The organism is Actinomyces sp. ICM58, from assembly GCF_000283035.1.
In the GTDB taxonomy this organism is placed as follows: Bacteria; Actinomycetota; Actinomycetes; order Actinomycetales; family Actinomycetaceae; genus Pauljensenia.
Genome location: NZ_ALIY01000155.1, coordinates 1 through 9,796 on the forward strand (window position 1 = coordinate 1; position 9,796 = coordinate 9,796).

The following is a 9,796-nucleotide window of genomic DNA, read 5'->3' on the forward strand; positions in this document are numbered from 1 at the left end:
CGGCGGCGTTCTCGATGGCGGGGGTCGCGTGCTCAATCGCGTTCGTCAGGGCGGCCTGCGCGCGGGGCGCAGCCCAACCAACGCCCTGGTTCGCCAGATCGGCGGCCCGGACGGCAACCTTCCCGGCGTACACAGCGGCGGCGTCGCGAAGCTGCTCAGAGGTAGCGCGCAGCTTTTCTGCATCGAAAGAAGGCGAAGTAGCCATGATGTCTCCGAATCTGTCCACATTAACTGGGGCGCGGCCGCGCCACTCACTCCTATTGTGCTACATCCGCTTGTGATGTGCAGCCCACCCACCAGGGCGACCCGTGTGACGGACAGGAAACACCCAGGAAAAGATGTAACCATTAACCCCATGAAAGCTATTCTGCACACCACCGCCGGCGACATCACCGTCGAACTGTTCCCCAACCACGCCCCCAACACGGTTCACAACTTCGTGACCCTGGCCAAAGGCGAGCGTGAATGGGTCGACCCGAAGACCGGCCAGAAGACCTCCCGTCCCCTCTACGACGGCACCATCTTCCACCGCGTCATCCCCGGCTTCATGATCCAGGGCGGCGACCCCCTCGGCACCGGCACGGGCGGCCCCGGCTACCAGTTCAACGACGAGATTCACCCCGAACTGACCTTCAACGACCCCTACCTGCTCGCCATGGCCAACGCCGGCAAGCGCATGGGCAAGGGCACCAACGGCTCTCAGTTCTTCATCACCGTGGCCCCCACCCCGTGGCTGCTCGGCAACCACACCATCTTCGGCAAGGTCGTCGACGAGGACTCCAAGCGCGTCGTCGACGCCATCGCCACGACCCCCACGGGCGCCAACGACCGCCCCGTCACGGATCAGGTCATCAACTCGATCGAGATCGTCGACTGACCTTTTCTTCTCTTTTTCGACGAGGCCGGGGCCACCCCCGCTGCTCAGTGCAGTTGGCGGGGTGGGCGACCCCGGCCTCGTCCCTTACCCACTCCTGAAAGGGACCCTATGAGCATGCCGAGCTACGGCCAGCGCTCCGATCCGCGGGCCGCCCCCGACTGCCCGCGCCACCCGGGCGTGCGCAGCGTGGACTACTGCAAGCGTTGCAACCGGCCCATGTGCGTGGACTGTGCGATCCCCACCGAGGTCCGCTCCATCTGCGTGGACTGCACGTCCTCCAAGAAGCGGTGGATGGGTTCCGCGTCGCGCGCGGTCGCGGCCGGCGCGCCGGTTGTCACCTACGCGATGATGGCGATCTGCGTCCTCATGTACCTGGTGACCTCGGTGTCCCCGTCCCTCAAGGCCTCGCTCTCCCTGTTGCCCGCGACCCTTATGACGCACCCGTGGACGGTCCTCACTGGCGCGTTCCTGCACGGCGGCATCACGCACATTCTGTTCAACATGCTCTCCCTGTACTGGGTGGGGCGGGCGATCGAACCGGCCATGGGCCGGTGGCGCTTCCTCGCGCTGTACCTGGTGAGCGCGCTGGGCGGTTCGGCCTTCATTATCGCCTGGTGCCTCATCCAGCCCTCCGAGATCTTCGTGAGCACCGTGGGCGCATCGGGCGCGGTGTTCGGCCTGTTCGGCGCCGTGTTCGTCCTCCAGCGCCTGGGTGGGTCGGACACGACCGTGATCCTGACGCTGCTCGGCATCAACCTCGTCTACGGCTTCATGGTCAGCGGCATCTCCTGGCAGGGGCACATCGGCGGGGCGATCGCCGGCGTGGCGGCGACGTGGGTCCTGGCACGCATGGCTCGCCCGCGCGCGGGCGTCACGCAGGCGCAGCAGAACCGGCGTGAAACGGTCGTTGCGCTCGGCATGATCGTCGGCATGGTCGTGCTCAACGCCCTCGCGTTCCGCCTCCTCGTCGAGGTCTACGGGGCGTGATCGGGGCGCCGTCGCATCCACGGGGCATCGGCGAGTTGTCTTAGGATGACCTAACATAGGGAGGGTCCGGCGCTGTGCCGGGCCCTCCCTCATGCTTCCCACAGGAGACACCATGACCAGCCCCTGGGACCTGTACGACCAGCTCATCGACGAGATTCCCGCCGACATCACCGTCACCGCGATCCACACAGACGGCAAGTGGCGTCGCGTCGCCACCAGCGAGGACGGCGCCGGCATGGCTTTCGGCATGAATGTCCAGTCCCGCCCGCGCGCGCTCGAGGACCCCTCCGACCTGGTCGGCCGCCCCCTGCGCGACGTCGCCGCCCTGGCGAAATCCTGGAACTTCGAGGACGCCGGCGTCGGCATGGCGGCCGTCAACGCCTACCACTCCCATCCAGTGCGCGCCCTCGCCCACGGGTTCCGCCCCTGCAAGGAAAACAACTGGGCGCGCACCTTCCACCCATACGCGCCCCTCGTCGCTGGCAAGCGCGTCGCCATCATCGGCCACTTCCCCTTCGCGCCCGCCGCCATGCCCGACACCGCGGAACTCAACATCCTCGAACGCAACGTCCTCGAGGGCGACTACCCTGACTCCGCCTGCGAATACCTGCTCCCCGAAATGGACTACGTGTTCATCTCCGGATCCGCGTTCGTCAACAAGACGATGCCGCGCCTGCTCGCGCTCGCGGCGGACGCGCACACCGTCGTCCTGGGCCCCTCCACTCCGGCCTCTCCCGCGATCCTGAGAGCCGGAGCCACGACCGTCATGTCATTCGCCAGCGCGCATCCCGCCCGCCTCGAAGACGGCCTCGCCGGACGCACCCTGCAAGGCATGTACGACGCCGGCATGAGGGTCGAGCTCAGCCGCCCCTGACGCGCGAACGAGGCTGTGGCCCGGTTGTCGGCCACGGCCTCGTGTCTTCGCGTTCGTCTCCGGCGCCCACACCGTGGTCCGTGGCCCTTGAGCCCCGCGCCGTGATGGGCCGCGGGCCACGCGTGGCTAGTCGGCCCCTTCCTCTGCGCCTTCTGTCAGGCGTGCGCGGGCATCCTCGAGGATGCGCGCTACCAGGGTGACTCCTTCGGGCGAGGAGAGGAGGGGACGGTCCTCGGGGTGCGCGCCGAAGTGACGCATGAGGGCATCGAGGCCCGTGTAGGGCAGCCCGAGATGGTGAGAGGAGATCGTCCAACGTCCCTGATGGGTGAGATCACCGGAAAACAAAATGTTCACGTCGTCTACCGAGCCGATGGCGAGATGGTCCTTCCAGTGGACCCACACCTCCGTGTTCCGTTTGTGTTCCTCAGTAGACAGGAGGGGTGGATAGTGAAAGTGAATCCCCTCTTCAGTCAGAGTCGTCGTCTGCCGGTCACCGAAGGCTATCCGCAGATCCGCGAGCGGGCGACGCGAGCACAAGAAAAAGGCCAGTACTGCGGTTGCGGACGCAGTAAGGACAGCGAACACCGGCTGACGCATCATCGTGGCCCAGACGAGCATGAAGGCGGCCGACAACCATGTCAGACAGCTCGTGACCACGTCTCCGATCTGCTCGTAGCTCCCAGGAATCACAATTGATGAATTCATGAATCGTGGGCGTGGCCTGGAGAACGCGTGAAGGCTTCGCTCGACAATGTGCGGCAGTGTCGCTCCAAGGTTGAGTGACACCCACGCTAGTTCGAACTGCCAGATCGAATAACTGGGAATCTGAGCGACCCACCGTGCGCCGAGTGTGGTGCCAATCACACACACGACGAGTATCACACAGGATGGCAGCATTCGCCGCGCCCTCGCGTCCTGTGCGCGCGGCGTGGGAGGGGTCTTGTCATCAGGAAGATGAAACCTGGGAACGGTGAGCGGTATCATCAGTCAAATCCGATGTAGTACGGCACATGCCATCCTCTTGGCGAGTGGCGTGGGTGTAGAGGATCGGCAGCGCAACATCCATATGTGTTGCGTGACATAGTATCCATGTGACGACGCTACCAGCCTTGTTGTCACGATGGCGCGGACGTCCGCATAGCCCGCCCCAGCCTCGTCCATGGCAAGAAGTGGGGCGCCCTGGCCGCAGCCGGAACGCCCCACTCACGTATCGAACGACGATGCGCGCTCAGCGCCAGCGCAACGTCATCAGGAAGCCCACCATCATCGTGCCCAGCCCCACCGCGATATTCCATGCGCCCAGCTTCGGAATCGGGTAAATGCCCTGGGAAATGTAGTAGACGACGACCCACAGCAGACCCAGGATCATGAGGGCCACGAACGTCGGCGCCCACCATGCGGGACTCAACGGAATGCCATCCGTCCAGTTCTTGATCTCGGTATCGTCCTCGACCTCGTGCCCATTCTTCTTACGCTTCTTAGATTCGGCCACGTCGGGTCCTCTCTGCTGGCCCGCGCGGGAAGACAAATCGCCCGGCGGTGATGAATTAGTCGCAACACTAGCGTAGTCTCGGACCTGAGAAGTACCAAAACGCAGCGCCACGGAGGGGGAAATCATGCGCGCACGCACAGCCCGCCACGCGGTGGCCGTCCTCGCCGTCACCATCGCCTCCGGCCTACTCTTCTCCGTCTCCTCCCTCAACGAGCGCAAAAACCCCGCCGGGACCTCGAACCTGGCGACCCTCGTGCGCACCCGCCAAGCCCAGGTCTCCACCCTCGACAACGAGGTATCCTCCCTCGACGCCCAAGTGCAGAGCTTCTCCTCCGCGCCCCAATCCGGAGCCCCCGACGAAGACGCCTTCACCGCCCGATCCACCAGCCCCGTGAGCGGCCCCGGCGTCCAAATCACCCTCTCCGACGCGCCCCCCGGCCAGATCCCAGCCGGAGCCACCCCCAACGACCTCGTCATCCACCAGCAGGACATCGAGGACACCATGAACGCCCTGTGGGCCGGCGGCGCCGAAGCCATGACCGTCCAGGGCGTGCGCATCACCAACCGAACCGTCATCCGCTGCATCGGCAACGTCATCCTCGTCGACGGAACCAGCTACTCACCGCCCTATGTGATTCAAGCAATCGGTGATCCTGACACCCTGCGCGCGACGGTTACTGCAAACCCACGTATGGTGAATTATCAGGCCTACGTGACAAAGTACGGCCTCGGGTGGGACATGCAGACCAAAGACTCCCTGCGCTTCGCACCCGCAACAACCTCGTTGACCGTCAACTACGCAACCGTGGAGGAATCGCATGGGTGAACACGTCGCCCGACCCGCACCGATAAAGAAAAAGCGCTCCAACGTCTTCTGGAATATCGTCGGTGTCGTCGGCGAACTCCTCATCACCTTCGCGTTCGTCATCGGCCTCTTCTCCGTCTGGCAGCTCTACTGGACGACCTACCAAGTTTCCGGACAGGTCTCCCAGACCATCGCCTCGTACGAAGACAGCCACCAGCCCGCCAAGCGCACCCAGGGCGAAATCCGCACCGACGACCCGCCCGCCTTCGACCGCGAAGTCGGCGACGGCGAAGTCTACGGCATCGTCCACGTGCCCACCTGGGACTGGATGAAAATCCCCCTCGCCGAAGGCACCACCTCCTACGTCCTCGACCAGGGCTGGGCCGGCCACTACGACATGACCACCCAGCCCGGCGGCGTCGGCAACTTCTCCGTCGCCGGCCACCGCCGCACCTACGGCAACAACTTCCGCTGGATCGACCGCCTCACCCAGGGCGACAAGGTCGTCGTGGAAGTCGACGACCGCTACCTCGTGTACTCCATGGTCTCCTCCGAGATCATCGACGCCACCGACCCCACCCAGATGCGCGTCGTCGCCCCCGTCATCGACGACGAATCCTGGTCCGAGGTCCCCACCGAACGCTGGATGACCATGACCACCTGCCACCCCGAATACGGCAACTGGCAGCGCTACATCGTCCACCTCAAGTTCGAATCCTGGACCCCCAAGGACACGGGCGTGCCCGCCGAACTCGTCGACGAACCCACGAACTGAAGGACCCCACATGTACGCATGGATCTTCCGCCACCTGCCCGGCCCCACCTGGTTCAAGGTCATCGAATCCCTGGCCCTCATCGGCGCGGCCGTCGCCGCCCTGTTCACCTGGGTCTACCCCTGGGTCCAGTCCTACCTGGAACTGGGGCAGTCCTCCGTCGGCGGCGCCTGAACCGCTCACTCCGGGAAGGGACGAGGCCGGGGCCACCCCGGCCTCGTGCCGTATCCACGGGCGTCGGTTGGCTACCGCCGTCCGCGCCTTGGCGCCCGGAGAACGGACAGCGCCCGCGCGCCCGCTGGGGGAGCGCCCTACGATGGAGGCCGGAGAAGGGGCCACAGCCTCGTACATGAAAGGACCGGCAATGGCACGAATCCTCTGCGTCGACAACTACGACTCGTTCGTCTTCACGATCGTGGGCTACCTGCGTCACCTGGGTGCCGCCGTGGACGTGGTGCGCAACGACGTCGTGGATCCCGCGTGGTTCGAGGCCGGCTACGACGGCGTCCTCATCTCCCCCGGACCCGGCGACCCCAAGAGCGCCGGCGCCTCCCTGCAGACCATTGCCGACTGCGCTGAGCGTGAGATCCCGATGCTGGGCGTGTGCCTGGGCCACCAGGCCCTCGGCGAGCTCTACGGCGCGACCGTCGGGCACGCACCCGAGCTCATGCACGGCAAGACCTCCGTCATCACGCACGACGGGCGCGGCGTGTTCGAGGGCGTGCCCTCGCCGCTGACCGTCACCCGCTACCACTCCCTCACGATCGACCCCGCGACCATGCCCGACGAGCTCGAGGTTTCCGCGGCTACCGAGTCCGGCATCATCATGGGTGTGCGCCACCGCTCCCTGCCCCTTGAGGGCGTCCAGTTCCACCCCGAGTCCGTCATGACCCAGTCCGGGCACCTCATGTTCGCCAACTGGCTGGCAGCCTGCGGCGACGCTGGCGCACGCGAGCGGGCCGTGTCCCTGAAGCCCGTCGTCGCGGAGCGTTTCACGCTGTAGATTCTGCAGTCCGCGTGGCAGCTACCGTGCCGCAGGTGTGCTTGTGGGCGCGCGCATGCGGATAGGTTACGAGCATCCGGATAGGTTACGCGTATGTGGATAGCTTATTAACCTATCCGGATGTCAATAACCTATCCACATCGTCACAACCTATCCACGTCAGGGGCCTGTTTTCCTGCCGCGCGTGTTGGCCACGCCCGCATGCAGTGAAGCCCGCGTCGCGTCGCAGCACAGCACCTGCCAACAGAGCTGGTTGTCTGGCAGGCGTGCGTTGTGGAAGACATGCTTCCACCGTGATGAGGCGGGTGCACCGGTCCCTGGTAGCCGTGCATTGTCGAGGCCGCCCGCGCACACCCGCGCACACCCGTGCACACGCGCACACGACGAGGCCCGCACACCCGCGCACACGACGAGGCCCGCACCTCAGGAGGATTCCTGTGAGTGCGGGCCTCGATGCGCGTGCCGCAGGGGCGGTGTGTGCCGCTCGCGCGGCGCGCGTCAGTGACTCTTCGTGGGGCTCGGGCTGGGGGTGTTCCCCTGGGAGCCCTTGGATACCTTCAGCTTCACGGTCGAGTTCTTGTCCACCTTCGAGCCCTCGCCAGGCTCGACAGAGAGGACCTGGCCGGCGGGCTGCGAGCCCGCGACTTCCTCGACGGTGACGGTCAAGCCCAGGGCCTTGAGCTGCGCCTCGGCGTCGTCACGGCCGATGCCGACGACGGAGGGGATCTCCACCTGCGCGCTCTTGCCGTTGGACACGGACACGGCGATGCTCGTACCCTTCTTGACCTTCGTCCCGGTCGCGGGATCCTGCGAGACGATGCGGTCCTTCTCCTTATCGGAATCGACGCTCGTCACGTTACCGAGTTCCAGGCCGGCGGACTTCAGGGCGCTGCGCGCCTGGTCCTGGCTCATGCCTTGCAGATCCGGGACCTCGACCTCGGAGGAACCCGAGGACAGGGACACGGTGATGGTCTGGCCAGCCTTCACCTTCGTGCCGGGGGAGGGGTTGGTCTCGGCGACCTTGCCCTCGGGCACGGTGTCGGACGCGACCGTCTTCGAGCTCTGCTCAAACTTCAACCCCTGGGCCTCGATGGCCTTGCGGGCCTCGTCGGGGCTCATGCCGACCAGGTTATCGGGCACGACGACGGAGTCGGGGCCCGACGAAATGGTGACGCGCACGGTGGCGCCCTTCTCGGCGGACGTGCCCGCGGCCGGGTCAGTCGAGACGACGGATCCGGCCTCCACGGTGTCGGAGGCGACCTTGTCGGGGTTGAGTTCCCACGTGAAGCCGGCGGCTTCGATCTGGGCCTTCGCATCGGTCTGCGACAGGCCGACGACGTTGGGAACCGCCGTCGGCTCCGCCGTCGACGCGCCGCGCGTGAGCGCGTACACGCTGCCTGCGATGAGGAGCAGGGCGATGAGGACGAGGGACGCGATGATCGCTGTGCGGCGCTTGCGTGCCTTGGCGGCAGCGTTGGCCGCGTCGTCAGTCGCCACGGCGGGCAGGGACGTTGAGGTTGCCGCGACCCCGGCGGGGGCGGCAGCGTGTGGGGCGACGGCGTGGGGGGTGACGGCGGCCATCGGGGTGGTGGCAGCTGTACGCGCACCGGCCATGCCGGTGGCGGGCAGCACCTCGGTTGCCCAGGAGTCGGTGGGTGGGGCGCCCACGTCCAGGCCGCGAGCCACGCGCTGCAGGTCGGAGAGCATGGCGGCGGCGCTGGGGTAGCGGTCGTCGCGGTTCTTCGCCAGGGCCTTGAGCACAACGCGGTCCAGGGAATCCGGGATGTCGGAAAGGATCGACGAGGGCGTGGGCGGGATCTGCTCGACGTGCTGGTAGGCGACGGCCACCGCAGAATCGCCCTTGAAGGGAGGGCGGCCGGTCAGCAGCTCGAAGAGGACGACGCCGGTGGAGTACAGGTCGGAGCGCTCGTCAACGGTCTCGCCGCGCGCCTGCTCGGGGGAGAGGTACTGCGCTGTGCCGACGACTGCGTTGGTCTGAGTCATCGTCGCCTGCGAGTCGGTCAGGGCTCGGGCGATGCCGAAGTCCATGACCTTCACCTTGCCGTCCGAGGTCAGCATGATGTTGCCCGGCTTGATGTCGCGGTGCACCAGGTGGTTGGCGTGCGAGTATTGCAGGGCGGACAGGACGCCGGAGACGATCTCGATGGCCTCGTTGATCGGCACGGCCGTCCCGTCGGAGATGAGGTCCTTGACGGTGTGTCCCTCGACGTACTCCATGACGATGTAGGGCACCGCGATCGAGCGGCCGGTCGTGTCTTCGATGATCTCCTCGCCGGTGTCGTACACGGCGACGATGTTCGGGTGATTCAGCGACGCCGCTGACTGAGCTTCGCGGCGGAAGCGTGCCTGGAAGATCGAATCTTGCGCCAGGTCGCGCCGCAGCATCTTGATGGCGACGACGCGCGAGAGGCGGGTGTCGAAGCCCAGGTGGACTTCGGCCATGCCGCCTCGCCCGATGAGCGAGCGGACCTCGTATCGGCCAGCTAGACGGTGGGCCATGGGCTCTGCCATGTCCTAACCTCCTCGATAATGTTTGCCCCCGCGTTGGTTTGGATGAGGGAGCTCAGCATGTACTTGATCGTAACTGCTGCGAGTACGATTAGCGCAATCGCGATGAGTGCGATGATCGCCGCGCGGATGATTCTCTTGCTCGCCGGGACGGGCGGTGCGACGACGCTGCGCGAGTACGCGGTCTTTGCGATCGGTCGTTTCCGGTCGACGGAGCGTGCGTCGAGCTCGTGCCACTGGGGACCGCGGGTCTTCTTCTCGGGGCGGGGCTCGTACACGGAGCGCCGCGGGCGAGTGTTGGAATTCTTGCTGCGGGGCTGGGGCACGGTTCCGTAGACGCGCGGCGTAGAGCCGGTGGTCGTCGGTGTGGAGGACGAGGCCGTGGCGTCCGCGGCGCGTCGTCCGTTCGAGCGGTGGGAGGGCGCGGGCACGTTGGAGCGCGCGGCCTGGCGCTGA

At 66.2% G+C, this 9,796-nt stretch carries 10 protein-coding genes and 2 pseudogenes; 7 read left to right on the forward strand and 5 right to left on the reverse strand.

Annotated features, from left to right (window positions below):
• Positions 1 to 205, reverse strand: a pseudogene (locus HMPREF1138_RS07270) (hypothetical protein); the annotation flags it as partial.
• 150 nt (positions 206 to 355) lie between these two features.
• On the opposite strand from HMPREF1138_RS07270, the gene HMPREF1138_RS07275 reads away from it, so the two are divergent.
• From HMPREF1138_RS07275 to HMPREF1138_RS07285, 3 genes are all read left to right on the forward strand, one after another.
• Positions 356 to 877 (forward strand): peptidylprolyl isomerase, encoded by a 522-nt coding sequence (locus HMPREF1138_RS07275; RefSeq protein WP_009058109.1) that lies wholly within the window; start codon positions 356 to 358, stop codon positions 875 to 877.
• A 108-nt stretch (positions 878 to 985) separates the two neighbouring features.
• Positions 986 to 1,864 carry a rhomboid family intramembrane serine protease gene (locus HMPREF1138_RS07280; RefSeq protein WP_009058117.1) on the forward strand — a complete coding sequence of 293 codons (879 nt, stop codon included), beginning with the start codon at positions 986 to 988 and terminating at the stop codon, positions 1,862 to 1,864.
• Positions 1,865 to 1,976: 112 nt separating this feature from the next.
• Positions 1,977 to 2,738, forward strand: a complete 762-nt coding sequence (locus HMPREF1138_RS07285; protein WP_009058131.1) for a Rossmann-like domain-containing protein — start codon at positions 1,977 to 1,979, stop codon at positions 2,736 to 2,738.
• 126 nt (positions 2,739 to 2,864) lie between these two features.
• Here HMPREF1138_RS07285 and HMPREF1138_RS07290 read toward each other — a convergent pair whose 3' ends face one another.
• On the reverse strand, positions 2,865 to 3,443 hold the full coding sequence (locus tag HMPREF1138_RS07290) for a hypothetical protein (protein WP_155887152.1): 579 nt from the start codon (positions 3,441 to 3,443) through the stop codon (positions 2,865 to 2,867).
• A 523-nt stretch (positions 3,444 to 3,966) separates the two neighbouring features.
• A complete protein-coding gene (locus HMPREF1138_RS07295) occupies positions 3,967 to 4,230 on the reverse strand; it encodes a cell division protein CrgA (protein ID WP_009058111.1) in 264 nt (87 codons plus the stop codon).
• A gap of 124 nt (positions 4,231 to 4,354) precedes the next feature.
• Here HMPREF1138_RS07295 and HMPREF1138_RS07300 point away from each other — a divergent pair, with 124 nt between their 5' ends.
• From HMPREF1138_RS07300 to HMPREF1138_RS07315, 4 genes are all read left to right on the forward strand, one after another.
• Complete coding sequence (locus HMPREF1138_RS07300) at positions 4,355 to 5,056, forward strand: DUF881 domain-containing protein (RefSeq protein WP_009058135.1); 702 nt, start codon at positions 4,355 to 4,357, stop codon at positions 5,054 to 5,056.
• The gene (locus HMPREF1138_RS07305; protein WP_009058118.1) at positions 5,049 to 5,810 is read left to right on the forward strand and encodes a class E sortase; all 762 of its coding nucleotides are present in this window, start codon (positions 5,049 to 5,051) and stop codon (positions 5,808 to 5,810) included. The genes HMPREF1138_RS07300 and HMPREF1138_RS07305 overlap by 8 nt, the downstream gene beginning before the upstream one ends.
• A gap of 10 nt (positions 5,811 to 5,820) precedes the next feature.
• Positions 5,821 to 5,982, forward strand: a complete 162-nt coding sequence (locus tag HMPREF1138_RS11405) for a hypothetical protein (RefSeq protein ID WP_003791609.1) — start codon at positions 5,821 to 5,823, stop codon at positions 5,980 to 5,982.
• 142 nt (positions 5,983 to 6,124) lie between these two features.
• Positions 6,125 to 6,811: a glutamine amidotransferase-related protein gene (locus HMPREF1138_RS07315; RefSeq protein ID WP_009058129.1), complete on the forward strand. Its 687-nt coding sequence runs from the start codon at positions 6,125 to 6,127 to the stop codon at positions 6,809 to 6,811.
• A 498-nt stretch (positions 6,812 to 7,309) separates the two neighbouring features.
• On the opposite strand, the gene pknB is transcribed toward HMPREF1138_RS07315, so the two are convergent.
• On the reverse strand, positions 7,310 to 9,343 hold the full coding sequence (gene pknB, locus HMPREF1138_RS07320; protein ID WP_009058108.1) for a Stk1 family PASTA domain-containing Ser/Thr kinase: 2,034 nt from the start codon (positions 9,341 to 9,343) through the stop codon (positions 7,310 to 7,312).
• Positions 9,316 to 9,796 (reverse strand): annotated as a pseudogene (locus HMPREF1138_RS11295) (serine/threonine-protein kinase); the annotation flags it as partial. The pseudogene HMPREF1138_RS11295 and the gene pknB, both read right to left, overlap by 28 nt.

Excerpts from the sequence above, each read along its gene's own strand:
- HMPREF1138_RS07275 (WP_009058109.1), top strand. The coding sequence starts at position 356 with ATGAAAGCTATTCTGCACACCACCGCCGGCGACATCACCGTCGAACTG.
- HMPREF1138_RS07280 (WP_009058117.1), top strand. The coding sequence starts at position 986 with ATGAGCATGCCGAGCTACGGCCAGCGCTCCGATCCGCGGGCCGCCCCC.
- HMPREF1138_RS07285 (WP_009058131.1), top strand. The coding sequence starts at position 1,977 with ATGACCAGCCCCTGGGACCTGTACGACCAGCTCATCGACGAGATTCCC.
- HMPREF1138_RS07290 (WP_155887152.1), bottom strand. The coding sequence starts at position 3,443 with ATGAATTCATCAATTGTGATTCCTGGGAGCTACGAGCAGATCGGAGAC.
- HMPREF1138_RS07300 (WP_009058135.1), top strand. The coding sequence starts at position 4,355 with ATGCGCGCACGCACAGCCCGCCACGCGGTGGCCGTCCTCGCCGTCACC.
- HMPREF1138_RS07305 (WP_009058118.1), top strand. The coding sequence starts at position 5,049 with ATGGGTGAACACGTCGCCCGACCCGCACCGATAAAGAAAAAGCGCTCC.
- HMPREF1138_RS11405 (WP_003791609.1), top strand. The coding sequence starts at position 5,821 with ATGTACGCATGGATCTTCCGCCACCTGCCCGGCCCCACCTGGTTCAAG.
- HMPREF1138_RS07315 (WP_009058129.1), top strand. The coding sequence starts at position 6,125 with ATGGAGGCCGGAGAAGGGGCCACAGCCTCGTACATGAAAGGACCGGCA.
- pknB (WP_009058108.1), bottom strand. The coding sequence starts at position 9,343 with ATGGCAGAGCCCATGGCCCACCGTCTAGCTGGCCGATACGAGGTCCGC.